A 23400-nucleotide genomic window follows, 5' to 3' on the forward strand; every position below is an offset into this window, starting at 1 on the left:
AGCTCCCTCGGCCTAGTACGAGAAGGCCATCGGCTTGTCGGCGTCACGGTGGTCGCCGCCGAGCTTCGTGGGCGGGTTGAGGTCGGACTCACCGAGCTCGGGCGGGCCCGCCTTGACGTACTTGGCGAGCAGCTTGACCTCGATGACGGCCAGGACCGCGTAGAGCAGGGTGAAGACGGACATCGAGGTGATGACCTCGGCCGTGGACACACCGGGGGAGACCGCGTCCCTGGTCTGCATCACGCCGTAGACCACCCAGGGCTGCCGGCCCATCTCGGTGAAGATCCATCCCCAGGAGTTGGCGATCAGCGGGAACGCCATGGTCCACAGGGCCAGCAGCCAGTACAGCCGGGTGAGCCGCGAGCCGAGCGGCTGCTTCAGCAGCACCAGGAGCGGCACCTCGTCCTCACCGGTGCGGTGGGCGGCCGGCAGCAGGAACCTCTTCCGGGTGAGCCAGAGCCCGAGGAGGCCGAGCGAGAAGGACGCCATGCCGAAGCCGATCATCCAGCGGAAGCCCCAGTAGGCGACGGGGACGATGGGCTTGTAGTCACCGGGGCCGAACTTCTCCCGCAGGGCCTCGTTGGTGTCGTTGATGCCGGGCACGTACGACTCGAAGTCGCTGTGTGCGAGGAAGGACAGCAGGCCGGGGATCTCCAGGGCGACCTTGTTGTGTCCCTCGTCGACGTCGCCGTAGGCGAACACGGAGAAGGGCGCCGGTTCCTCGCCGTCCCACAGGGCCTCGGCGGCGGCCATCTTCATCGGCTGCTGCTCGTACATGACCTTGCCGAGGGTGTCGCCGCTGACCGCGGTGAACAGGCCGCCGACCGCCAGGGTGACGAGGCCGAGCCGGAGCGAGGTACGCATCACCGGGATGTGCTTCTTGCGCATCAGGTGGAAGGCGGCGATGCCGACCATGAAGGCGCCGCCGGTCAGGAAGGCCGCCGAGAAGCTGTGGAAGACCTGGTTGAGGGTGGTGTTCTGGGTGAGCACCAGCCAGAAGTCGGTGAGCTCGGCGCGGCCCTTCTCCTCGTTGATGCGGTAGCCGACCGGGTGCTGCATCCAGGAGTTGGCGGCGAGGATGAAGTACGCCGACAGCAGGGTGCCGATCGAGACCATCCAGATGCAGGCCAGGTGGATCTTCTTGGGCAGCTTGTCCCAGCCGAAGATCCACAGGCCGATGAAGGTGGACTCGAAGAAGAAGGCGATCAGGGCCTCGAAGGCGAGCGGGGCTCCGAAGACGTCACCGACGAACCGCGAGTAGTCGGACCAGTTCATGCCGAACTGGAACTCCTGCACGATTCCGGTGACCACACCCATCGCGATGTTGATCAGGAAGAGCTTGCCCCAGAACTTCGTCGCCCTGAGGTACTTCTCCTTCTCCGTACGCACCCAGGCGGTCTGCAGCCCGGCGACGAGGGCGGCGAGCGAGATCGTCAGGGGAACGAAGAGGAAGTGGTAGACGGTGGTGATACCGAACTGCCATCGCGCCAGGGTCTCCGGCGCCAGAGCCAGATCCACGTCGTCGCTCCTTACTTCGCCGTGGTCACGGCGTCCTGCCTTGATCCCGTTCGTCCCCGACATCTCGGAGCAAACGGGATGCGCTTGTGAACGCGTTCACATTCACAAGCAATTATGACCTACCGCTTTTCCGACCGGAAAGGGGGGTCCACTGTGACGTCAACCCCTTTGTGTCGACCTGTCGGCGCGCACACGACGGCGGCCGACGGATCACCGTCGGCCGCCTGAACGTTTCGGCTGGTCGGAGCCCCTGGGGCGCCCGGCTCAGAGATCCTTGCGGAAGCCCTCCGCCACCTTCAGGAAGATGTCGTTCGCCTCGGTCTCGCCGACCGTGACCCGCACACCCTCCCCGGCGAACGGCCGGACGACCGCACCCGCCTGCTCGCACGCCTGCGCGAACGGCACGGTGCTCTCCCCCAGCCGCAGCCACACGAAGTTGGCCTGTGTGTCGGGCACCGTCCAGCCCTGGCCGCGCAGCGCGTCCATCACACGGTTGCGCTCGCACACCAGTGAGCCGACCCGGCCGATCAGCTCGTCCTCGGCCCGCAGCGAGGCGATCGCCGCGTCCTGCGCGATCTGGCTCACGCCGAACGGCACCGCCGTCTTGCGCAGTGCCGCCGCCACCGGCTCGTGGGCGATGGCGAAACCGACGCGCAACCCCGCCAGGCCGTACGCCTTGGAGAAGGTCCGCAGCACGCAGACGTTGGGCCGCTCCCGGTAGATCTCCACGCCGTCCGGCACGTCGGTGTCCCGGACGAACTCACGGTAGGCCTCGTCGAGCACCACCAGGACGTCGCCGGGCACCCGGTCGAGGAACCGCTCCAGCTCGGCCCTGCGCACCGCCGTGCCGGTGGGGTTGTTGGGGTTGCAGACGAAGACGAGCCGCGTCCGGTCGGTGATCGCGTCGGCCATCGCGTCCAGGTCGTGCACATCGCCCTCGGTGAGCGGCACCTGCACCGAGGTGGCCCCGCTGATCTGCGTGATGATCGGGTAGGCCTCGAAGGAGCGCCAGGCGTAGATCACCTCGTCACCGGGGCCCGAGGTGGCCTGCAGCAGCTGCTGGGCGACGCCGACCGAGCCGGTGCCGGTGGCCACGTGGGACACCGGGACCGCGAAGCGCTCGGCCAGCTCCGCCGTCAGCGCCGTACAGGCCATGTCCGGGTAGCGGTTGAACGAGGCGGCCGAGGCCGTCACGGTCTCCATCACGCCCGGCAGCGGCGGATAGGGGTTCTCGTTGGAGGACAGCTTGTACGCCGCCGGTCCGCCGGCCGCCGCCGGTTTGCCCGGCTTGTACGTGGGGATCCCCTCCAGCTCGGCGCGCAGCTTGGGGCTCGTCTCGCTCACCGCAGTCCTCCTCGCGAAGACCGGCGGCACCCGTGTCCGCCGCCGACATCCAATACTGCTCACCTTATGAGGATTCGGCCCCGCTGCGTATAGGAGGGGACGAGGCGTGCTTCCCGGGGGCCGGAGGGTCCGGCGCGCCCGCCGGAAGGCCGGGTCCTCGCGCCCGTGGCACCGGTCACGGGAACAACAGGGGGCAACGTCCCACGAAGGGGTACGAAGGGCGTGCGGGCCAGGGGCGCGCCGCACATATATCTACGCGCCGGTGGTTCGCGCCGTGGCGCGCATCCCCCGTGCAGGTGAGTTGAGACCTCTTCGCAACATCGCACCCTCGCCAGGCCCGCATGCGCCGACACGTCAGGTCCTGGCATTGGAACGTTCAACCTCCTTGATTTGCAAGGCAATTGAGTATCAATGATCATGCAGAAACGTGCCTGTCAATGTGTGCATATGCGTCCGCCCTACCCCACCGCATGAGCCCTACTATCGGCTCGCCATGACAGCAGCAGGGAAGCACCAGGTGAGCCGCGCGGAAACCTCACGCCGAGGCAGCCGGCCGGGTCGAGCGGGCATCAGGGACGTGGCCGCCGCCGCCGGAGTCTCCATCACGACCGTCTCCGACGCCCTCAACGGCAAGGGCAGGCTCCCGGACGCCACCCGGCGCCACGTCCGCGAGGTGGCCGACCGACTGGGGTACCGCCCCTCGGCCGCCGCCCGGACGCTCCGCACCGGGAAGTCCGGACTCATCGGCCTGACCGTGACGACGTACGGGGATGAACCTTTCACCTTCACCGAGTTCGCGTACTTCGCCGAGATGGCGCGGGCCGCCACCTCCGCCGCGCTCGCCCGCGGCTACGCCCTGGTCATCCTGCCCGCGACCTCCCGCCACGACGTGTGGTCCAACGTCGCACTGGACGGCACGGTCGTCATCGACCCCTCCGACCAGGACCCGGTCGTCAGCGAACTGGTCCGCCAGGGCTTACCGGTCGTCTCCGACGGCCGCCCGGCCGGCGCGCTGCCGGTCACGGCCTGGGTCGACAACGACCACGAGGCCGCGGTCATGGGCATCCTCGACCACCTCGCCGACGCCGGCGCCCGCCGCATCGGTCTGCTCACCGGCACCACCACCGACACGTACACCCACCTCTCGACCACCGCGTATCTGCGCTGGTGCGAGCGCGTGGGCCAGGACCCCGTCTACGAGTCCTACCCGGCGCACGATCCGCGCGCGGGCGCCGTCGCCGCCGACCGGCTGCTCGCACGCCCCGACCGCCCCGACGCCGTCTACGGCCTGTTCGACCCGAACGGCACCGACCTGCTCGCCGCCGCCCGCCGCTACGGCCTGCGCGTCCCGGACGACCTGCTGCTCGTCTGCTGCAGCGAGTCCATGGTCTACGCCAACACCGAACCCCCGGTCACCACGCTCTCCCTCAAACCGCGCCGCATCGGCACGGCGGTGATCCAGCTGCTCATCGACGCCATCGAGGGGGTCGAGTCCGACCAGCCGGTGGAGCAGGTCATACCGACCGAACTGATCGTCCGCACCTCCTCACAGCGCCGCCCGCCGCGTACGACGGTCAGCCCGCCGAGGTCCCCGAACGGGACGTGACACACCGGTCCGAGCGGACTGGCGCCGCCCGGCCACGGAACAGGACGGGCCGGCCGCCCCGAGAGGACGGGCCGGCGACCGGCGGAGGGCGCGGGGGAACGGCGGACGAAGACCGTCCCAAACGGGGCGAAAGCCTCGGTGAAGCGGAGTCTCGCTCCGATTCACCACCCCTGGGTCATCACACAGCGCGATCCGCATTCCTATGATGGGCCCACGACACCGCGGGCCGCTGCGACCAGGCAGTCCGACGCGGTGCGGAAGCGGCGTGATGGTGGAGGGGTCGATGACTCAGGGGGCCGGTCAGGGACCCGATGTGGAGCGGACGGCGACGCTGCGCGACTTCCGGGTACCCGCGTACGTCCACGAGTCCGGTCCGTACGCCCAGAGCACGCACCCCGGTGACGTCGCCCCGCCCTCCGAGGAGACCTATCCGGAGGGATACACGCCCACCCAGCGGGACCTCCCCGTCATCAATCGGGGTGACACTGTCCAGGTGACCGTCGACCCCGCGTCCGTCCCCGCTCCGCCGCCCGCCACCGGCCAGGGCCCGCTGTACGTGGTCGGCGACGTCCACGGCTACCTCGACGAGCTGATGGCCGCGCTCCGGGAGCAGGACCTCGTCGACGCGGCGGGCAAGTGGTGCGCCGGCACCGCCCGGCTGTGGTTCCTCGGCGACTTCACCGACCGCGGCCCGGACGGCATCGGCGTGATCGACCTCGTGATGCGGCTGTCCGCCGAGGCCGCCGCCGCGGGCGGGTACTGCAAGGCCCTGATGGGTAACCACGAGCTGCTGCTGATCGGCGCCAAGCGGTTCGGGGACACCCCCGTCAACTCCGGCGCCGGCACCGCCACCTTCCAGGCGGCCTGGCTGCTCAACGGCGGACAGAAGACCGACATGGACCGCCTCCAGGACCACCACCTGCAGTGGATGGCCCGGCTCGACGCCGTCGAGGAGGTGGACGGCCACCTGCTGCTGCACTCCGACACCACCGCCTACCTCGACTACGGCCGCTCCATCGAGGAGGTCAACGACACCGTCCGCGAGACGATCACGCGCAACGACGCCGACGAGGTCTGGGACCTCTTCCGCAAGTTCACCAAGCGGTTCTCCTTCCGCGACGAGGGCGGCGCCGACGCGGTGCGCTCCCTGCTGGACACGTACGGCGGCACCCGGGTCGTACACGGCCACAGCCCCATTCCGTACCTGCTCGGCGAAGTCGGCTCCGAGGAGGACGAGGACGACACCGGCCCCGTGGTCACCGGACCGCACGTCTACGCCGACGGACTCGCCATCGCGATGGACGGCGGGGTCACCATGGCCGGAAAACTGCTGGTCCAGCAACTGCCGCTGCGCGCCTGACGGTTCGGCGGGCCGCTACGGCGCGGCCCGCAAGCGCACCGTGCACATGCCAATTTCGGTAAACCCCCTGTCACCGCGCGCCGTCACCGCTCTACCATCGGCTTATCCGTAGCAGGCTCCCCTCCGTTTCTGCCCGACGGCTCGTCAGCATGCCGAGCCCCAAGCCCTACGGAGCATCGGGGGATGCACATGAACAGCGTTCCGCAGCACCTGCTGAGTGAGGACCGCCAGGAATACGAGCGGATCCTCCATGCGGCGCTGCGCTCCGCACCACACCACCCGGAACTGGCCGCTGTCGGTCAGCGGCTCAACTCGGAACAACTGCGCACCATGGCGCTCAACGCCAGCGCCCTCATCACGGCGGCCGCGGCCACCGAGTACCAGAACTACGTGAAGCTGCGCGAGGAACTGCGCCGGCCACCCGCACAGGGCACGCCGTCCGCCCGTGATTCCGGCTCCGCCGAGCCGGGCGCGAACGCGGTGGGGCTCGCCGCCACCATGGGCGAGGTCGCCGAGACCGCCGGGGCCGGCGCCGTCGCCGTCGTGGCCGTCCTGGCGCCCGTCCTGGCCGGTACCTCGGCCGCGATCTTCCTGCTGGTCGGCTACATCCTGCGGATGCTCGATCCCGGCGCCGCGTTCGCCCGGACCATGCTCACCACGGGCTGGGTGTTCGGCGCGGTGACGGCCGTCGCCATCCTGGTCGCCGCCGTGGGCCTGCTGATCACGGCGCTGCACAACAAGCCCTCGGCGCCCGGCGGCTCGTACGACGAGCTCGACGGGGAGGTGACCCGGGCCAGGGACGCCTGGCGCGAGGCCCTGCTGGAGCGGGGGATCCTGCCGTTCCTGCGGGAGGCCCTCGCCGACCCGGCGACGGCCACCGCGCTGCAGCACACGGCCCCGCCCCCGCCGGCCGGCCGTATCCCGCACCTCGGGTACGACAGGCCGGGCTTCTCCAGCCCGGGCGAGGGCTCGGCGCGCGGCACTCGGCCGAGCTACTCCAGTCCGGACTACTCGAGCCCGGACTTCGGCGGGCCGGAGCACCAGCCGGACTAGCCGGAACGGCTTGGCGGCACGTCCGCCGGCTCGCGCTCCGCGGCGGAGACGCGAGCCGGGTGGGCGGGCCGGCCGGACGGGGCCGGCCCGACGCGGTCCTCAGAGGATGCCCGCCCGTCCGGCGGCCGTGATCCACTGCGGGAACTCGGAGAGCAGACGGTCGTACAGCTCCGCGTCCGGCACGGTGCCGATGTCGTCGACGGCGAAGAAGCCGACGTTGTCGACCCGGCGCCCCGCCAGCGTGTCGAACCGCTCCAGCACGCCGTAGTTGGACTTGCCCAGCCCCACGAACTGCCAGAACACGGGTTCCTCCACCGCCTCACGGAGTTCGCGCTCGATCTCCTTGTTGCGGTAGACGCCGCCGTCGGAGAAGAACAGGACGAGCGTCGGAGCGGACGCGGGATTGTCCCGGACGAACGCCCGCACCTCGGCGATCACCTTCTGCTCCTCGTTCTGGATGCCCACGTCGCGCATGTCGACCTGGCTGGGGTCCAGTCCCTTCTTCCGTCCGCGCCGGAACAGGCCCACCTCCCCCACGCGCACATGCAGCCGCAGCCACTCCGGAAGCTCCCCGAGCCGCAGGTCCGGCAGCCGGGCCGGGTTCGAGGCGAACGTCCAGGCCTGCATCTCACCGTCGTCGTCCAGCTGCGCGGCGACCGCCGCCATCCGCTCCACGACATCGGCCACGACCCCCTTGGAGTACAGGAAGGACATGGACCCGGAGGCGTCCAGCACGAGGACGACGCGCGCGACGACGTCGGCGGCGCCGTGTTTGCGCAGACTGACCGCCACCTGCTCCTTGCGCAGCGACAACCGCTTCCGCATGTCGACGGGCAGCCGCTCCTCGCCCTTGGTCAGCCGGGGGGCACCGGGACGGGAGGGGGCGGAGGCGGCGGGCGCGGCCGGTGCGGCGGGAGGAGCCGGCGGGGGCGGCGGGACCGCGGGTGCGGCGGCGGGCCGGGGCGCGTCGTCCACGGTGATGCCGAAGTCGGTGGCGAGCCCGGCGAGCCCGGAGGCGTACCCCTGCCCCACCGCCCGGAACTTCCACTTCCCCTGCCGCCGGTACAACTCGCCGCCGATGAACGCCGTCTCCGTCCCTGCCACCATGTCGAACCGGGCCAGCTCGGACCCCGTCGAGGCGTCCAGCAGCCGCAGCGCCAGACCCGGCACCTGGCCGAACGTCCCGCCGTCGGCCGACGCGCACAGCACGATCCGCTCGACCGCCGGCTCGACCGCCCCCAGATCCACCTCGATGGTGTCGCCGGCGGCACCGGCGACGCTCCGCTTCCCGAGGTGCGTCACCGCGCCGGAGGCGTGACGGGGCTGGTTGTAGAAGACGAAGTCCGCGTCGTCCCGCACCTGCCCGGCCTCCGTGAGGAGCAGCGCGGAGGCGTCGATGTCGGGCACGCCGGACCCGGCCGCCCAAGCGAGCTCAACGCGCACCACGCGGGCATCGACGGGAAGGTTGGACCCCTTGCTCATGGAACTCGCTGTCATGGGGCCAGTCTGCCCATCCACCCCGCCGAAGGGGAGGGGCGGCCCGGCCCGGCTCCCGCAGGAGCGGCACCCCGTCACGGGCGCCGCCCCCGCGCGGCCGCTCAGTCGGTGAGGGGGAGATACACGCGATTGCCCGCCGCGGCGAACTCCTTCGACTTCTGCGCCATTCCCTCCTCGATCTCGGTACGGCTGCCGCCATGTTCACGGCGGATGTCCTGGGAGATTTTCATCGAACAGAATTTCGGACCGCACATCGAGCAGAAGTGGGCCGTCTTGGCGGGTTCCGCCGGGAGGGTCTCGTCGTGGAACTCCCGTGCCGTGTCCGGGTCGAGGGCCAGGTTGAACTGGTCCTCCCACCGGAACTCGAAGCGGGCGTCGGACAGCGCGTCGTCCCACTCCTGGGCGCCCGGGTGCCCCTTGGCGAGGTCCGCGGCGTGGGCGGCGATCTTGTAGGTGATGACGCCGGTCTTGACGTCGTCGCGGTTGGGCAGGCCCAGGTGCTCCTTGGGCGTGACGTAGCAGAGCATGGCCGTGCCCCACCAGGCGATCATCGCGGCACCGATGCCGGAGGTGATGTGGTCGTACGCCGGCGCGACGTCGGTGGTCAGCGGGCCGAGCGTGTAGAACGGGGCCTCCTCGCAGATCTCCTGCTGGAGGTCGATGTTCTCCTTGATCTTGTGCATCGGGACGTGCCCCGGGCCCTCGATCATGGTCTGCACGTGGAAGCGCTTCGCGATCGTGTTGAGTTCCCCGAGCGTGCGCAGCTCCGCGAACTGCGCCTCGTCGTTGGCGTCCGCGATGGAGCCGGGCCGCAGGCCGTCGCCGAGCGAGTACGTGACGTCGTATGCGGCGAGGATCTCGCAGAGCTCCTCGAAGTGCTCGTAGAGGAACGACTCCTTGTGGTGCGCCAGACACCACGCTGCCATGATCGAGCCGCCGCGCGAGACGATGCCGGTCTTGCGGTGCGCGGTGAGCGGCACGTACGCGAGGCGCACGCCCGCGTGCACCGTCATGTAGTCCACGCCCTGCTCGGCCTGTTCGACGACCGTGTCCTTGTAGATCTCCCAGGTCAGCTCCTCGGCCCGGCCGTCGACCTTCTCCAGGGCCTGGTAGAGCGGCACGGTGCCGATGGGGACGGGGGAGTTGCGCAGCACCCACTCGCGGGTGGTGTGGATGTTGCGGCCGGTGGAGAGGTCCATGACCGTGTCGGCGCCCCAGCGGGTCGCCCAGGTCATCTTCTCGACCTCCTCCTCGATGGAGGAGGTCACCGCGGAGTTGCCGATGTTGGCGTTGACCTTCACCAGGAACCGCTTGCCGATGATCATCGGCTCGATCTCGGGGTGGTTGACGTTGGCCGGCAGCACGGCCCGGCCCGCCGCGATCTCCTCGCGGACCACTTCGGGCGCGACGTTCTCCCGGATCGCCGCGAACTCCATCTCGGGCGTGATCTCGCCGCGCCGCGCGTACGCCAGCTGCGTGACCGCCCGGCCCCCGCGGCCCCGGCGCGGCTGGCGCGGCCGGCCGGGGAAGACGGCGTCCAGATTACGCAGACCGCCGCGCGGAGAGGTGTGCCTGATCCCGTCGTCCTCGGGACGGACGGGGCGGCCCTCGTACTCCTCGGTGTCGCCGCGGGCGGTGATCCAGTTCTCCCGCAGCGGTGTCAGCCCCCGGCGGACGTCGGTGCCGACCAGCGGATCGGTGTATGGGCCCGAAGTGTCGTACAGCGTGACCGACTGCCCGTTGGTGAGGTGCACCTGGCGGACCGGCACCCGCAGATCGGGGCGGGTGCCCTCGACGTACGCCTTGTGCCAGCCGATGGACTTCCCGGCCTCCCCGTTCTCCGACGTGCCCGTCGGGTCCTGCGTGGAGGCAGGCGTGCGTGCGTCCTTGTTGGTCATGAGACCTACTCCCTACGCCGGCATTACCCGGTAACAGGTTCAGCGGTCGACGCAGCGGTTTCCGTCTGCCGGCGTTCCGTGTGAAACATCACTCGACTTCGGTGACGTTTCATGTGAAACATGGCTGGGACGGAGGTCAGCGCCCTCTCAGCCCGGTGCTCCGAGCTCCCGCGTGTACAAAAGCGCCTCCACGCTAGCGTCCTTTCTGGCGCGGTGAACAGAGGGCCCACCCCGTTCTTGCGATGATCGGGCGGTGACCCCGACTCAGCCTCCTCCGTTTCCACCGCCCGAACCCCCGCGCCCGCCCGGCGCGGGAGACGGCGGCGGCCACGGCCACCCGCACGGGCACGGACACAGCCACGCCCACGGCCCGGCGGCGCCCGTCTCCCAGCACCTGCGCAAGGTCATCGCGGCGATCCTGATCCCGTTCGCGGCGGCGGTGCTGATCGGGCTCGCCGTGCTGTGGCCGGGCGGCGCCCCGGCGCACGAACGCACCGGCGTCGGCTTCGACCGGCAGACGCAGCACGCCACGGTCACCAAGGTGGTCGAGCTGAGCTGTCAGTCCGTCAACGCCTCCGGAGGCGTGCCGACCGGCGACACCTCCACCGCGGAGGGCTCCTCCGCCCAACAGCAGGCGGACGGCACCTGCAAGAAGGCGACGATCCGTGTCGACACCGGCAAGGACAAGGGCCGTACCTTCGACGAGATCGTGCAGCCGGACCAGTCCCGGCAGCTGAGCGAGGGCCAGAAGGTCGTCGTCGCCTACGAACCCTCGGCGCCCGACGACCTCCAGTACTCGGTCACCGACGTGGACCGGCGCTTCCCCCTCGCGCTGCTCGCCGGCATCTTCGCGCTCGCCGTGGTGGCCGTGGGACGGCTGCGGGGCGTCATGGCGCTGGTCGCGCTGGCGATCAGCTTCCTGGTGCTCAACTTCTTCGTGCTGCCCGCCATCCTGCAGGGCTCGAACCCGCTGGTCGTGGCGGTGGTGGGGGCGAGCGCGATCATGCTGATCGCGCTGTACCTCTGCCATGGGCCGTCGGCGCGCACATCGGTGGCGGTGCTCGGCACGCTGATCTCGCTGCTGCTGATCGGCGTCCTGGGCTCGGTGTTCATCGGCTGGGCCGCGCTCACCGGCAACACCGACGACAACACCGGTCTGATCCACGGGCTGTATCCCGGTATCGACATGAGCGGTCTGCTGCTGGCCGGCGTCATCATCGGTTCGCTCGGCGTCCTCGACGACGTGACGGTGACGCAGACGTCGGCGGTCTGGGAGCTGCACGAGGCCAACCCGTCGACGGGCTGGCGCGGGCTGTACCGCGCGGGCATCCGCATCGGCCGCGACCACATCGCGTCCGTCGTCAACACGCTGGTCCTCGCCTACGCGGGCGCCGCGCTGCCGCTGCTGCTGCTGTTCTCCATCGCGCAGAGCAGCGTGGGGACGGTCGCCAACAGCGAGCTGGTCGCGGAGGAGATCGTGCGCACCCTGATCGGCTCGATCGGCCTGGTGGCCTCGGTGCCGGTGACCACGGCCCTGGCCGCACTGGTCGTCTCGGCCGACCGCCCCTCGGCACGGACACCCGGCCGGGCGGGGGCGCAGGAGGCTGCACAGGCACCGGAAGCCCGGCCTCCCACGATGCGCGGGGGCAGGGGCAGGCGCCGCAAGCGCTGAGGTCCGCGGGGCGGGCGCAGCCCGCTGAAGCGTTCCGCCACCGGTCACCCGGCCGGCGGAACTCCTCAGCCGGCGCTCTGCTCCGCCAGGATCCGGTCCAGCGCGTCGTCGAGGTGGGCGTCGAAGTCGGCGAGCGCCCCCTCCTGGCCCAGCGGCACCAGCTTGTCGGTGCGGTCGAGGAAGGCCACCAGCGGCGCCGTCGACGAGCGGAACAGCGCCTGGTCGCCGCCGACCTGAAGCCGGATCAGCACCTCGCCCAGCGCGTCGGGGTCGAGCGGCGAGACCCGCACATCGCCCTCGCCGCACGGCCGCCCCACGCCGTCGATCAGCAGCTCTCGGCCGAACGCCCAGGTGACGGGGGCGTCCCCGGGCAGGTGGAAGGTCAGCCGTACGGCGTAGGGATCACAGGTGTCGTAGCGGAGCTCCACCGGAATGCGGAAGGACAGCTCCTCCGACACGAGAAAGCTCATCATGACCTCTGCCTGTACGGATTCGCGCATCGCCTACCCCGTCATTCGCCACGGACTGGCCGGGCATGGACCCTGACACCACAGGGAATCTTGCTGAAAGTACACAGCAGATCACAAGGAGTGAGTTTTCAGATACTGATAGACGGCGTGAGCGACCCGAGCAGACGTCCCGCCTCGGCCTGGAGCCGCAGGGCCGCGGGGACGAGCCGGTCGGCCTGGTGTGCGGGGAGCGAGAGGGCCACCGCCGCGGCCGTGGAGCCGACGGTGACCGGGATCGCCGCGCAGACCGTGCCGAGGGCGTACTCCTGGCGTTCCATGACCGGTTCCATGCGCCGCGTCCGCTCCAGGCGCCTGAGCAGCCCCTGCTCGTCGCGCACGGTGTACGGAGTGACGGGCCGCACGGGATGGCGGTCGAGGTGGTCGCGGCGGCCCTCCTCGTCTAGCTGGGAGAGCAGGCACTGTCCGAGCGCGTGGGCGTGGCCGGTCTGCCGGAAGTCGGCCCATTCCTCGACCGCGGGGTTGCCGGGGGTGTCGGAGACGCAGACGAGGTCGATCTCGCCCTCGCGGTACACGGCGTAGTACACGGGGGCGCCGATCGCGTCCCGCCAGCGGGCCAGGGTGTCGGCCACCGTGCTGCGACGTTTCTGCTGTGCTCCGCTGCTGCTCAGCCGTGCTGCCGCCTCCCCCAGGAAGAACAGGCCCTTGTCACGGCGCAGATAACCCTCGTGCACCAGGGTGCGCAGCAGGTGGTAGGCGGTGGGGAGCGCCAGCCCGGTCTCACGGGCCAGCTGCTTGGCGGGGGCCCCGTACTCGTGGCCGGCGACGGTCTCCAGCAGACGCATGGCCCGCTGCACCGAGCCGATCAGGGTCGCGGTGGGAGGCGGTGCGGAGGGCGCCGGCGAACGGGGCTGCGGGGGGACCGCGGTCAGCTGTGCGGAGGCGGTGCCAGTCGTGGCCAAGGGTCACTTCCGTAACGCGAGAGGGCGGCCCGTGCGGGAACACGGGTGGGGGACGCCGCTCGCGGGGATCGTCCCCGCGTCGAGTTCCGGACTCTAACGGGCTGTCACCGCGCGCGGACGGCCCGCCGGAGAAACTTCCCCCGCCCGAGGGAACCGGTGATTCCTGTTACCGCCCCACCGGTCCCCCTCGGCTCACCAGTCGCTGCGCGACGAGGAGCTCGACATGAACTTCCTCACGACGTAGATCAGTCCGCCGACCAGCGCCACGAAGAGCAGCACCTTGAAGAGCAGTCCGATCACGAAGCCGATCACGCTGGCGATCAGTCCGCCGAACACGACCAGAGCGATGACCGGCACCGCGATCCACTTCACCCACCACGGCAGTCCCGTGAAGATCTCTCGCATCGCCCTGTCCTTACCTCTCCGCCCGCCGAGTGCCGGGTCGTGTCGATGTGTCCTGCACTCGATGCTAGGGCCGCGGGTGCTCCGGCGGGGGCCCCGGATCCCTTGTCCTCCCCTGACCGTTCCCCTAGGGAACCCCGGGGCGGGGCTCAGCTCTCGGGGGGAGAGAACACCACCAGAACCCGCAGATCCTCGCTGATGTGGTGGAACTTGTGCGCCACCCCGGCCGGTACGTACACGACGCTGCCGCGTGCCACCTGGGTGGTCTCCATGCCGACGGTGATCGCCGCACGGCCGCTGACGACGAAGTACACCTCGTCCTGGCTGTGCGGCTGCTGCGGGTCCTGGGCGCCCGCGTCCAGCGCGTAGAGGCCGACCGACATGTTCCGTTCCCGCAGGAACTGCAGGTAGGCCCCGTCGTTGGCGGCGCGCTCCGCCTCCAGTTCGTCCAGCCGGAATGCCTTCATCGTGTGGTCCCGCCCCTGCCTCACTGCCCGTGTCCGATCGTGTCTGCCACGATCAGACACATGATGAATTTCCTAGTCAAGACGCTCGCCAACGCCGGCGCCCTGGCAGTCGCGGTCTGGCTGCTCGACAAGATCACCCTCACCGGTGACAGCACGGGCAAGGAGATCGGCACCCTCATACTTGTCGCACTGATCTTCGGCGTGGTGAACCTGCTGGTCAAGCCGTTCGTGAAGCTGCTGAGCCTCCCTCTGCTCATCCTGACCCTGGGGCTGTTCACCCTGGTGGTGAACGCGCTGATGCTGCTGCTCACCTCCTGGCTCGCCGACCAGTTCGACCTGAGCTTCCACGTGGACGGCTTCTGGACGGCCGTACTGGGCGCGCTGATCATCTCCGTGGTCTCCTGGGCGCTCAACGTCGTGCTGCCCGACGGGGACTGAGCACCATGACCTACCGCGTCTGCTTCGTCTGCACCGGCAACATCTGCCGCTCCCCGATGGCCGAGTCCGTCTTCCGCGCGCGGGTGGTTCAGGCCGGTCTCGACGGCCTGGTCGAGGTGGACAGCGCCGGTACGGACGGCTGGCACGAGGGCGAGGGCGCCGATCCGCGCACGGTGACCGTGCTGCGGGAGCACGACTATGACGCCGGTCACACGGCCCGGCGGTTCGACCCCTCCTGGTTCGCCCGCCTCGATCTCGTGATCGCGCTCGACTCCGGCCACCTCCGGGCGCTGCGCCGCCTCGCCCCCACGGAACGGGACGCGGAGAAGGTGCGTCTGCTGCGTTCCTACGACCCCGCGGCGGACGGCGATCCCGACGTACCGGATCCCTACTACGGGGGCGCGGAAGATTTCGCCGCATGTCTTGAGATGGTGGAGACGGCGAGCACCGGACTGCTCGCCGCGGTACGCGAGCAGGTGGAAGGACACGCGGCATGAACGATTCGACGACCGGCGCGGGCCAGGGGCCCGCGCTGCCGGACGGGGCGGGTGACGGCACCCGCGCGGTTCGTGCCGGGCTGCCCGAGCCGGTCAAGCACGAGCCGACCCTGCCCGGGCCCGTGTTCGCGGCGCACTTCCATCTGCCCGGCGACCCCACCGGCCCGTACACCTACGGCCGGGACGAGAACCCGACCTGGACCTTGCTGGAACGGGCCGTCGGGGAACTGGAGGCGCCGGGGCAGGACGACGTCGAGGCCCTCGTGTTCGCCTCGGGCATGGCCGCGATCTCCTCGGTGCTCTTCTCCCAGCTGAGCGCCGGGGACGCGGTCGTCCTGCCGGACGACGGCTACCAGGCCCTGCCCCTGGCACGGGCCCAGCTGGAGGCCTTCGGCATCGAGGTGCGCACCGCGCCGACCGGCGGGGACGCCCAGCTGGAGGTTCTCGACGGCGCGAAGCTGCTGTGGATCGAGACGCCCTCGAATCCGGGGCTCGACGTGTGCGACGTCCGGCGGCTCGCCGAGGCGGCGCACGCGCGCGGCGCCCTGGTGGCCGTGGACAACACCCTGGCGACGCCGCTCGGCCAGCGCCCGCTGGAGCTCGGCGCCGACTTCTCGGTGGCCAGTGGCACCAAGCAGCTCACCGGTCACGGCGACGTCCTCCTCGGCTACGTCACCGGCCGGAACGCCGAGGCCATGGCCGCGGTCCGCCGCTGGCGCAAGATCGTCGGCGCCATTCCGGGACCTATGGAGGCCTGGCTCGCGCACCGCTCGATCGCCACGCTGCACCTGCGTGTCGACCGGCAGAACGCCACCGCCCTGGCGCTCGCCGGGGCACTGCGCGAGCGGCCGGAGGTGACGGGTCTGCGCTATCCGGGGCTGCCCGACGATCCCTCGCACCGGATCGCCTCGCAGCAGATGCGGCGCTACGGGTGCGTGGTCTCCTTCACGCTGCCCTCGCGGGCGCGTGCGGACGCCTTCCTCGACGCGCTGCGGCTCGTGGACGACGCGACGAGCTTCGGCGGCGTACGGTCCACCGCGGAGCGGCGCGGGCGCTGGGGCGGGGACGCGGTGCCGGAGGGCTTCATCCGCTTCTCCGTGGGCGCCGAGGACCCGGAGGACCTGGTCGCGGACGTACTGCGCGCCCTCGACGAGTCGGCCGGCTGACCGGCGGCTCCCGCGAAGGCCGGCGGGCGACCGGCACACTGCGGCGGACGGTCCGAGCCTCCCCCCTCGTGGCTCGGACCGTCCTCGGTTCCGCGCGCGAAGAACCGCTCGACCAAGGCTAGTTGACTCAGTGTCAGTGTCCAATCACAGTAACGACAGCGGCCTATCGACATATTTATAGTTGGCCGCGTCCGGCCCGCAGCGGGGACGACGAGGGAGGGTGTGCCGTGGATCTGGCATTGCTGCGGACCTTCGTGACCGTGCACCGGGCCGGCTCCTTCACCCGTGCGGCGGCCCTGCTCGGCCTCTCCCAGCCCGCCGTCACCTCGCAGATACGCACGCTGGAGCGGCAGCTGGGACGACCCCTGTTCCTGCGGCAGGCGCGCGGTGTGACACCGACGTCCATCGGGGACGAGCTGGCCCACAAGGCGGCGCCGCATCTCGACGCCCTGGTGGAGATCGCCGAGTCCGGGCTGGAGGAGGACTCCTCCTTACGGACGCTGCACCTGGCCGGCCCTCCGGAGTTCACCGCCGAGCGGGCGCTGCCCGTGCTCACGGAGCTGACCGGCGAGGACGGCCGGAGCATCGCCCTGCGCGCCTCGTTCGGCACCGCCGAGGAGGCTCTGGAGGGGCTGGCCGCCGGACACCACGACCTCGCCATCTGCACGGCCCGGCCACGCGGCGCCCTGCTCACGGCGACCGCCCTCTGCGACGAGGAGCACGTCCTGGTCGCCGCCCCGCGCTGGGCCGAGCGGATCGGCTCCGGCGGTCTCCGCCGCACCGGCCCGTCCGCCCTGGAGCGCGTCCCGGTCGTCGAGGTCCATGAGTCGCTGCCCTTCGTCGCCCGCTACTGGGCCTCCGTCTTCGACTCCCGCCCCGTCGCCCCGGGCACCGTCGTCGTGCCGGATCTACGCGCGGTGCTGGCCTGCGCCGCCGCGGGAGCGGGACTGGCGGTACTGCCCCGCTATCTGTGCGGGGACGCGCTCGGCCGGGGCGACGTGGTGGCCCTGCACGAACCGACGGTGCCACCGCTGCGCACGTACTTCCTGGTGGTACGCACGGGCACGCTGGCGATGCCGCACATCGCACGGGCCCACGAGCGGCTGGAGCGGGCGGCCGCCGACTGGAGCTGACCCGCCGGACGGGCCGGGGCCCCTTCCGATGTTTCACGTGGAACCAGCCGGGCCACATTCCCCCCATGACCGTCCGACCCGTGGTCAAGCGCACCGCCCGAGCAGTTCTGCTGGACGGCGAGAACTTGATCCTGATCAAGCGCACCAAACCCGGCGTGGACCCGTACTGGGTCACCCCCGGCGGAGGGGTCGAGCCGGAGGACCCGACCGTCGTCGACGCCCTGCACCGCGAGGTGTACGAGGAGCTCGGCGCCAAGGTCACCGATGTGGTGCCCTGTTTCGTCGACACCGTGGAGCACATCGGCGAGGACGGCGGCGCCACCGGGGTGAAGGTGCAGCACTTCTTCGTCTGCCGCCTGGAATCCATGGACACCTCCCTGCGGCACGGCCCGGAGGTCGACGAGCCCGCCGGCGAGTACGAGATCGTCCGCGTGCCGTTCACCCGCGTCGGGATCGCCTCGGTCCACCTGGTGCCGCTGTCGCTGCGCCACTACCTGGACGGCAACATCGAGGGCGTACGGGCCATGCACGCTCCCGACCTGGGATGACGTCCGGCCGTGGAGCGCCACGCACCGGGCGCGGGCAGGCCCGCGCTCTCGTTCCGCGGGCGGCCGTGGCGTGGCCGAAAGCCCTCAGGATTCTCCTGAAACAGGTGGACGCCGAAGCCCTCTGTCGGACAGCCTGACCTGCGTGCCGACACCTTCCCTTGACTCCCTGCCCATCCGCCGTCTGACGCTGCGCGACCTCACCGCCTGCGCCGACTTGTCCGAGGACCGGGGGTGGCCACGGGAGGAGCACAAGTGGGGCCTCCTCCTCGCGGCCGGGACGGGGTACGGCGTCGACGACCCCGACGGGGGGCTGGTGGCGGCCTGTGTCGTCACCGAGTACGGACCGGGTGACCGGCCCGCCCTGGCGGCCATCGGGATGGTCCTGGTCGCCGAACGCCACGCGCGCCGGGGCGTGGGACGCCGGCTGATGCGGCATGTGGTCGCCGCGATGGGCACCACGCCCCTCACCCTGCACGCGACTCCCTTCGGCCGCCCCCTCTACGAACAGCTCGGCTTCAAGGTCATCGGCCGGTCCGAGATGCTGCGAGGCCGCTTCGTGCCCTCGGGCGGTCTGTCGGAGGCCGGCACCCGGGCCGCGACCGCGGAGGACCTCCCCGCGATCGTCCGCTTCGACGAGGAGGTGTTCGGCGCCGACCGGACCCATGTCGTCACCCGCCTGCCCGCCTTCGCCGACCAGCTGCGCGTCGCCGAGGAGGACGGGCGGATCACCGGCTACGCGGCCGCCTGGCCCAACATGGACACCCATGTCGTGGGCCCTCTGATCGCCCGCGACACCGGGACGGCCCGGGCACTGCTGGTCTCCCTCGCCGCCCGCACCGACCGGCCGCTGCGCACCGACATCGATGTGCGGCACGAAGAGCTGGTGAGCTGGCTGAAGGCGCACGGGCTGGCGCCCGTCGCACGGAACGCCGTCATGACGTACGGGATCACGGAGCTGCCCGGCGACTGGAGCCGGAGGTTCGCCCCGGTGACGGTCGCCGCGACCTGAGACGGGGCGACCCGAGGCATGACCGCCTGGTGCGGGCGACACGGCGACGCCGGTCCCGGGCTTCGGGGCCGGCGTCGCCGCTTCCGTCGCGTCGTGTCGTCAGACGAGGGCCTTAACGGCTGCCGTGGCGAAGTCGTGGTCCTGCTCGGGTGCGCCCCCGCCGACGCCGATCGCACCGATCAGCCGGCCGTCGCGCCGGACCGGCACGCCCCCGGCGATGAACAGCAGCGGCCGGTCCAGTGCGGTGGGCAGGGTGTGGAACGGCGCCCCGGGCTGCACGGCGTCCACCAGATCGGCGGTGGGCGCGTTCAGCTGCAGAGCGGTGTACGCCTTGCGGGTGCTGGTCTCGCCGGAGATCAGCACGGCCCGGTCGTCCCTGCGGAAGGTGAGCGGATGCCCGCCGGCGTCGAGGACGGTGACGCTGACCGTGACACCGGCCGCTTCGGCGGCCCGGCCTGCCGCGGCGACGAGGGCCTCGGCGTCCGCGGTGGTCAGCGGGGCTGTGGCGCTGGTGGTGGTGCTCATGAGGGTGTTCTCCTTGCGGTACTGGTGACATCGGTGGTGCGGGGAGACGGTCGCGGGAACGGCCCTGGTCCCGCGACTCCGGGCGCGGTGGGTCAGGGGGTGACGGCGGTGCGCCGCTCGGCGGTCGCCGGAGCGGTGACCGGGGTGGCGGGCGCGGCGGCGGAGGTGCCGCGGCGCTCGAGCGCGGCCGAGACGAAGGCCAGCACCAGGGCGCTCGCGGCGAGGACGGCGCCGACCCAGTTGGGCGCGGTGTAGCCGAGACCGGCCGCGATCACGAGGCCGCCCAGCCAGGCGGCCAGCGCGTTGCCGAGGTTGAAGGCGCCGATGTTCAGGGCCGAGGCCAGGGTGGGGGCGCCGTGCGCCTGGTCGAGCACCCGCTTCTGCAACGGCGGCACCGTGGCGAATCCGAGGCCGCCGATGAGCACGATGGTGACGGCCGCCGCGGCCTTGTTGTGGGCGGTCAGCGTGAAGAGCGCGAGGACGACGGACAGGGCGCCCAGGGACAGGTACAGCATGGGCATCAGGGCGCGGTCGGCGTACCTGCCGCCGACGAGGTTGCCGCCGACCATGCCGAGCCCGAAGAGGACCAGCAGCCAGGTGACGGAACCGTCCGCGAAACCGGCGGCGTGCGTCATCATCGGCGCGATGTAGGTGATGGCCGCGAAGACCCCGCCGAAACCGAGGACGGTCATCGCCATCGCGAGCAGGACCTGGATGTTCTTCAGTGCCGCCAGCTCATGACGCAGCCGTACGCCCTCGGGCCTTGGCATGTCGGGGACGAGCTTCGCGATGCCGGCCAGGCCGACGACGCCGAGGACGGCGACGATGCCGAAGGTGACGCGCCAGCCGAGGGACTGGCCGACGAGGGTGCCCAGCGGCACGCCGACGACGTTGGCGACGGTCAGGCCGGTGAACATCAGGGCGATGGCCCCGGCCTTCTTGTCCGGCGCGACCAGCTCGGCCGCCACCACCGCACCGATGCCGAAGAAGGCGCCGTGGGCCAGTGAGGCCACCACCCGGCCGGTCAGCATGACGCCGAAGGACGGTGCCAGGGCCGAGAGCAGGTTCCCGGCGATGAACAGTCCCATCAGCAGCATCAGCATCCGCTTGCGGGAGATCCTGGTGCCGAGCACGGTCATCAGCGGGGCGCCGAACATGACGCCCAGCGCGTAGCCGGTCACCAGATAGCCGGCGGTGGGAATGGAGACCCCGAAGTCACCGGCGACCTCGGGCAGCAAGCCCATGATCACGAACTCCGTGGTTCCGATCCCGAAGGCCCCGATCGCGAGGGCCAGTAGCGCGAGAGGCATGGGGGACAGACCTTCCCAGACGATTGCAGGAGCGCTTTACAAGCTCAGACAATAATTGCAGATGCCGATTAATTGCAAGCGCGGGCTATTGCGGACTTGCTCTACCCTGGTGCCAGTAGCTCCTTGGACGGAGGAAACGCCCATGACGGCCACGGATCCCGCGCTCACCGCCCTCTCCCAGGGCTGGTGCGCACTCTCCCTGCTGCACGGGAGGATCGAGGCCCACATCGAACGCGCCCTGCAGGCCCGGCACGACCTGAGCGTGCGCGAGTACTCCCTGCTCGACGTGCTCAGCCGGCAGCACGACGGCGACGGGGGCCATCTGCAGATGAAGCAGGTCGCCGACGCGGTCGTGCTCAGCCAGAGCGCCACCACGCGCCTGGTCACCCGCCTGGAGGACCGTGGACTGCTGGAGCGCTATCTGTGCCCCACCGACCGCCGCGGCATCTACACCAACGTCACCCCGGCCGGCCTCGAGCTTCTGACCCGGGCGCGACCCACCAATGACACGGCCTTGCGTGAGGCCCTGGACGAGGCAGCGGCCAATCCCGAACTGGCCCCACTGGTCCGGGCCGTGGAAACGCTCAAGACGTCGGTGCCCGCATAGGCTGCGGCCATGGACGATCTCGAGATACGTGCCGCGGCCGCCGACGACCTCCCCGCGATCGTCGGCATGCTCGCGGACGACCCCCTGGGCGCGCAACGAGAGTCGCCGGAGGACCTCGCCCCCTATCTCACCGCTCTGGAGCGGCTCGGCGCCGACCCGAACCAGCACCTGGTCGTGGCGGTCCGTGAGGGCCGCGTCGTCGGCACCCTCCAGCTCACGATCGTTCCCGGCCTCTCCCGCCGCGGCGCCACCCGGTCGATCATCGAAGCGGTCCGGATCCACGGCGACGAGCGCGGCAGCGGTCTGGGGAGCCGGCTCATCGAGTGGGCGATCGACACGTCCCGCCGTGAGGGGTGCCAACTGGTCCAGCTGACCTCGGACAACACCCGCACCGATGCCCACCGCTTCTACGAGCGCCTCGGCTTCACGGCCTCCCATGTGGGCTTCAAGCTGCCGCTGTGACGCAACGGGCCGGATCCTGTTTCACGTGAAACAGGACCCGCCGCCGCCGGACCGGCCGGAGGCTAGCCGATGCCCCTCCACCCCTCGGGGTCCACTCCGCCCGGCACGGGAGCCCCCTCGTCATACGGCTGCCGCGTGAACACGAACGAGCCCAGGTCGAGATGGCTCACCGCCCCGTCCGGCCGCCGTACCGGCCTCAGGACCTCTCCGGCGTAGTAGCCCTCCAGCCCCACCCAGGTGCCGTCCCCCTGCGGACGGAAACGTGAGCGCCTGCCGTTGCCGGACAGCGGCCCGAGCGAGACGAGACCGTCCGCCCGGAGCCGCAGGGCGAACGCGGCCGTCCCCCAATACCACTGCCCCACCAGCTCCAGCACCGCGGGATCGGGGGTCTCCCGCAGCGGCTGCCAGGGAGCCGGGATACGCGGTTCCGCCTCGGCGACGATCCGTACGAGGTCCGCGGCGACCGTGAACGGCGCCGGCCCCGAGGTGCAGTTGGCCAGGACCACCGCGCTCACGTCGTCCGCCACACCGGCGGTGAGGCAGGCGAGGAACCCCGGCAGTGATCCGGTGTGCCCGACGAGGGACCGGCCGTGCTGGTGCCGGACCTCCAGGCCCAGGCAGTACGCGTAGCCGCTCGTCACGTCCGCCGCCTCGGCCGGTGCCGCAGGCGTCCTCATCTCCCGCAGCGACTCGTCACTCAGCACCCGCTCGTCGCCCCCGGACAGGAAGGCCGCGAAGCGCGCCAAGTCCCCTGCGGTCGACCAGAGTTGCCCGGCGGGCGCCATCAGCCCGAGGTCCTCCAGCGGCTCGGGCAGCATCACATCCGCCCATGGGTGCACCGCCCAGCCGCCCGCGTGCGGCGCCTCCGCGTGCACGGTCGTGCGACGCAGGCCCAGGGGTTCGAGCACCTCCCGCCGGAGCACCTCCTCCCACGGCGCACCGCGCAGCTTCTCGACCAGCGCGCCGAGCAGCGCGTATCCGGTGTTCGAGTAGTGGAACCGCCTGCCCGCGGGATGCACCAGGGGCCGCTCGCCCAGCACGTCGGCGAGATCCGGCCGCAGGGAGCCCGGGGTCCGCTCCCACCAGGGCCCGGGCGTCTCCGCAGCCAGCCCCGCGCTGTGGGAAAGCAGTTGCGCGACGGTCGCCCCGCCCGCGCCCGTGCCCGGCAGATGTCTCTCCAGCGGGTCGGAGAGAGCGAGCGCTCCCTCGTCGCGCAGCCGGAGCACCAGCACGGCGGTGAAGGTCTTGGTGATCGAGCCGATCCGGTACTGCACGTTCTCGTCCGGGGCCTGGCCCTCCACCGAGGTCCGTGCCCCCGTCCACACGGTCCTCCCGCCGCGCACCACGGCCGCGACGAGCGACGGCGCCCGCCCTTCGGCCTGGGCGACGGCGATCCGGTGCAGCAGTGCCCGACGAGTGCCGGGCAGCAGTTCTTCCTGAGCTGTCGTCATGCGCCCAG

At 71.0% G+C, this 23400-nt stretch carries 23 protein-coding genes; 12 read left to right on the plus strand and 11 right to left on the minus strand.

Annotated features, from left to right (window positions below; genetic code table 11):
* Positions 1-12 precede the first annotated feature (12 nt).
* Both CNQ36_RS17270 and hisC read right to left on the minus strand, forming a co-directional pair.
* The gene (locus CNQ36_RS17270) at positions 13-1518 is read right to left on the minus strand and encodes a cytochrome ubiquinol oxidase subunit I (RefSeq protein WP_121546668.1); all 1506 of its coding nucleotides are present in this window, start codon (positions 1516-1518) and stop codon (positions 13-15) included.
* Between the two features lie 264 nt (positions 1519-1782).
* Positions 1783-2862: a histidinol-phosphate transaminase gene (hisC, locus tag CNQ36_RS17275; RefSeq protein ID WP_121546669.1), complete on the minus strand. Its 1080-nt coding sequence runs from the start codon at positions 2860-2862 to the stop codon at positions 1783-1785.
* Positions 2863-3355: 493 nt separating this feature from the next.
* Between hisC and CNQ36_RS17280 the strand changes: the two genes are divergently transcribed.
* The 3 genes from CNQ36_RS17280 (at position 3356) to CNQ36_RS17290 (ending at position 6881) form a co-directional block, all read left to right on the plus strand.
* Positions 3356-4468: a LacI family DNA-binding transcriptional regulator gene (locus CNQ36_RS17280; RefSeq protein WP_004929306.1), complete on the plus strand. Its 1113-nt coding sequence runs from the start codon at positions 3356-3358 to the stop codon at positions 4466-4468.
* Between the two features lie 268 nt (positions 4469-4736).
* Positions 4737-5828 carry a metallophosphoesterase gene (locus CNQ36_RS17285; RefSeq protein ID WP_086014682.1) on the plus strand — a complete coding sequence of 364 codons (1092 nt, stop codon included), beginning with the start codon at positions 4737-4739 and terminating at the stop codon, positions 5826-5828.
* A gap of 183 nt (positions 5829-6011) precedes the next feature.
* Positions 6012-6881: a hypothetical protein gene (locus CNQ36_RS17290; protein ID WP_121546670.1), complete on the plus strand. Its 870-nt coding sequence runs from the start codon at positions 6012-6014 to the stop codon at positions 6879-6881.
* 99 nt (positions 6882-6980) lie between these two features.
* Here CNQ36_RS17290 and CNQ36_RS17295 read toward each other — a convergent pair whose 3' ends face one another.
* Together CNQ36_RS17295 and thiC are read right to left on the minus strand one after the other, a co-directional pair.
* Positions 6981-8378 carry a VWA domain-containing protein gene (locus CNQ36_RS17295; RefSeq protein ID WP_121546671.1) on the minus strand — a complete coding sequence of 466 codons (1398 nt, stop codon included), beginning with the start codon at positions 8376-8378 and terminating at the stop codon, positions 6981-6983.
* A 101-nt stretch (positions 8379-8479) separates the two neighbouring features.
* Complete coding sequence (thiC, locus tag CNQ36_RS17300) at positions 8480-10276, minus strand: phosphomethylpyrimidine synthase ThiC (protein ID WP_121546672.1); 1797 nt, start codon at positions 10274-10276, stop codon at positions 8480-8482.
* 253 nt (positions 10277-10529) lie between these two features.
* Between thiC and CNQ36_RS17305 the strand changes: the two genes are divergently transcribed.
* A complete protein-coding gene (locus tag CNQ36_RS17305) occupies positions 10530-11948 on the plus strand; it encodes a YibE/F family protein (protein ID WP_121546673.1) in 1419 nt (472 codons plus the stop codon).
* 65 nt (positions 11949-12013) lie between these two features.
* Here the strand turns inward: CNQ36_RS17305 and CNQ36_RS17310 are convergent, their stop codons facing one another.
* The 4 genes from CNQ36_RS17310 to CNQ36_RS17325 form a co-directional block, all read right to left on the minus strand.
* Positions 12014-12448: an SsgA family sporulation/cell division regulator gene (locus CNQ36_RS17310; protein ID WP_121546674.1), complete on the minus strand. Its 435-nt coding sequence runs from the start codon at positions 12446-12448 to the stop codon at positions 12014-12016.
* Between the two features lie 98 nt (positions 12449-12546).
* On the minus strand, positions 12547-13272 hold the full coding sequence (locus CNQ36_RS17315; RefSeq protein WP_040908630.1) for an IclR family transcriptional regulator: 726 nt from the start codon (positions 13270-13272) through the stop codon (positions 12547-12549).
* Between the two features lie 297 nt (positions 13273-13569).
* Positions 13570-13782 carry a DUF5326 family protein gene (locus tag CNQ36_RS17320; protein ID WP_004929286.1) on the minus strand — a complete coding sequence of 71 codons (213 nt, stop codon included), beginning with the start codon at positions 13780-13782 and terminating at the stop codon, positions 13570-13572.
* Between the two features lie 146 nt (positions 13783-13928).
* Entirely contained in the window at positions 13929-14246 is a 318-nt protein-coding gene (locus CNQ36_RS17325) for a cupin domain-containing protein (RefSeq protein WP_004929283.1), read from the minus strand.
* A gap of 60 nt (positions 14247-14306) precedes the next feature.
* Between CNQ36_RS17325 and CNQ36_RS17330 the strand changes: the two genes are divergently transcribed.
* From CNQ36_RS17330 to CNQ36_RS17355, 6 genes are all read left to right on the plus strand, one after another.
* Complete coding sequence (locus tag CNQ36_RS17330) at positions 14307-14684, plus strand: phage holin family protein (protein WP_121546675.1); 378 nt, start codon at positions 14307-14309, stop codon at positions 14682-14684.
* A 5-nt stretch (positions 14685-14689) separates the two neighbouring features.
* Complete coding sequence (locus CNQ36_RS17335; RefSeq protein ID WP_121546676.1) at positions 14690-15181, plus strand: low molecular weight protein-tyrosine-phosphatase; 492 nt, start codon at positions 14690-14692, stop codon at positions 15179-15181.
* Entirely contained in the window at positions 15178-16347 is a 1170-nt protein-coding gene (locus CNQ36_RS17340; RefSeq protein WP_121546677.1) for a cystathionine gamma-lyase, read from the plus strand. Before CNQ36_RS17335 ends, CNQ36_RS17340 begins: the two co-directional genes overlap by 4 nt.
* Positions 16348-16574: 227 nt before the next feature.
* Entirely contained in the window at positions 16575-17480 is a 906-nt protein-coding gene (locus CNQ36_RS17345; RefSeq protein WP_121546678.1) for a LysR family transcriptional regulator, read from the plus strand.
* A gap of 65 nt (positions 17481-17545) precedes the next feature.
* The gene (locus CNQ36_RS17350) at positions 17546-18028 is read left to right on the plus strand and encodes an NUDIX domain-containing protein (protein WP_004929274.1); all 483 of its coding nucleotides are present in this window, start codon (positions 17546-17548) and stop codon (positions 18026-18028) included.
* Positions 18029-18170: 142 nt separating this feature from the next.
* Complete coding sequence (locus CNQ36_RS17355) at positions 18171-19037, plus strand: GNAT family N-acetyltransferase (protein ID WP_121546679.1); 867 nt, start codon at positions 18171-18173, stop codon at positions 19035-19037.
* A 99-nt stretch (positions 19038-19136) separates the two neighbouring features.
* Here CNQ36_RS17355 and CNQ36_RS17360 read toward each other — a convergent pair whose 3' ends face one another.
* The gene (locus CNQ36_RS17360) at positions 19137-19562 is read right to left on the minus strand and encodes a GlcG/HbpS family heme-binding protein (protein ID WP_121546680.1); all 426 of its coding nucleotides are present in this window, start codon (positions 19560-19562) and stop codon (positions 19137-19139) included.
* A gap of 92 nt (positions 19563-19654) precedes the next feature.
* Positions 19655-20872 (minus strand): MFS transporter, encoded by a 1218-nt coding sequence (locus CNQ36_RS17365; RefSeq protein ID WP_121546681.1) that lies wholly within the window; start codon positions 20870-20872, stop codon positions 19655-19657.
* Between the two features lie 142 nt (positions 20873-21014).
* On the opposite strand from CNQ36_RS17365, the gene CNQ36_RS17370 reads away from it, so the two are divergent.
* Both CNQ36_RS17370 and CNQ36_RS17375 read left to right on the plus strand, forming a co-directional pair.
* The gene (locus tag CNQ36_RS17370) at positions 21015-21479 is read left to right on the plus strand and encodes a MarR family winged helix-turn-helix transcriptional regulator (protein ID WP_121546682.1); all 465 of its coding nucleotides are present in this window, start codon (positions 21015-21017) and stop codon (positions 21477-21479) included.
* Between the two features lie 9 nt (positions 21480-21488).
* A complete protein-coding gene (locus CNQ36_RS17375; protein WP_121546683.1) occupies positions 21489-21941 on the plus strand; it encodes a GNAT family N-acetyltransferase in 453 nt (150 codons plus the stop codon).
* Positions 21942-22003: 62 nt separating this feature from the next.
* Here CNQ36_RS17375 and CNQ36_RS17380 read toward each other — a convergent pair whose 3' ends face one another.
* Positions 22004-23392 (minus strand): serine hydrolase domain-containing protein, encoded by a 1389-nt coding sequence (locus CNQ36_RS17380; RefSeq protein ID WP_121546684.1) that lies wholly within the window; start codon positions 23390-23392, stop codon positions 22004-22006.
* Between the last annotated feature and the right edge of the window lie 8 nt (positions 23393-23400).

It is taken from the genome of Streptomyces fungicidicus, assembly GCF_003665435.1.
GTDB classification, from domain to species: domain Bacteria; phylum Actinomycetota; class Actinomycetes; order Streptomycetales; family Streptomycetaceae; genus Streptomyces; species Streptomyces fungicidicus.

Excerpts from the sequence above, each read along its gene's own strand:
- CNQ36_RS17375 (WP_121546683.1), top strand. The coding sequence starts at position 21,489 with ATGGACGATCTCGAGATACGTGCCGCGGCCGCCGACGACCTCCCCGCG.
- CNQ36_RS17380 (WP_121546684.1), bottom strand. The coding sequence starts at position 23,392 with ATGACGACAGCTCAGGAAGAACTGCTGCCCGGCACTCGTCGGGCACTG.
- CNQ36_RS17365 (WP_121546681.1), bottom strand. The coding sequence starts at position 20,872 with ATGCCTCTCGCGCTACTGGCCCTCGCGATCGGGGCCTTCGGGATCGGA.
- CNQ36_RS17280 (WP_004929306.1), top strand. The coding sequence starts at position 3,356 with ATGACAGCAGCAGGGAAGCACCAGGTGAGCCGCGCGGAAACCTCACGC.
- CNQ36_RS17350 (WP_004929274.1), top strand. The coding sequence starts at position 17,546 with ATGACCGTCCGACCCGTGGTCAAGCGCACCGCCCGAGCAGTTCTGCTG.
- CNQ36_RS17360 (WP_121546680.1), bottom strand. The coding sequence starts at position 19,562 with ATGAGCACCACCACCAGCGCCACAGCCCCGCTGACCACCGCGGACGCC.
- CNQ36_RS17320 (WP_004929286.1), bottom strand. The coding sequence starts at position 13,782 with ATGCGAGAGATCTTCACGGGACTGCCGTGGTGGGTGAAGTGGATCGCG.
- CNQ36_RS17325 (WP_004929283.1), bottom strand. The coding sequence starts at position 14,246 with ATGAAGGCATTCCGGCTGGACGAACTGGAGGCGGAGCGCGCCGCCAAC.
- CNQ36_RS17290 (WP_121546670.1), top strand. The coding sequence starts at position 6,012 with ATGCACATGAACAGCGTTCCGCAGCACCTGCTGAGTGAGGACCGCCAG.
- CNQ36_RS17295 (WP_121546671.1), bottom strand. The coding sequence starts at position 8,378 with ATGACAGCGAGTTCCATGAGCAAGGGGTCCAACCTTCCCGTCGATGCC.
- CNQ36_RS17310 (WP_121546674.1), bottom strand. The coding sequence starts at position 12,448 with ATGCGCGAATCCGTACAGGCAGAGGTCATGATGAGCTTTCTCGTGTCG.
- CNQ36_RS17330 (WP_121546675.1), top strand. The coding sequence starts at position 14,307 with ATGATGAATTTCCTAGTCAAGACGCTCGCCAACGCCGGCGCCCTGGCA.
- CNQ36_RS17340 (WP_121546677.1), top strand. The coding sequence starts at position 15,178 with ATGAACGATTCGACGACCGGCGCGGGCCAGGGGCCCGCGCTGCCGGAC.
- thiC (WP_121546672.1), bottom strand. The coding sequence starts at position 10,276 with ATGACCAACAAGGACGCACGCACGCCTGCCTCCACGCAGGACCCGACG.
- CNQ36_RS17370 (WP_121546682.1), top strand. The coding sequence starts at position 21,015 with ATGACGGCCACGGATCCCGCGCTCACCGCCCTCTCCCAGGGCTGGTGC.
- CNQ36_RS17335 (WP_121546676.1), top strand. The coding sequence starts at position 14,690 with ATGACCTACCGCGTCTGCTTCGTCTGCACCGGCAACATCTGCCGCTCC.
- CNQ36_RS17285 (WP_086014682.1), top strand. The coding sequence starts at position 4,737 with ATGGTGGAGGGGTCGATGACTCAGGGGGCCGGTCAGGGACCCGATGTG.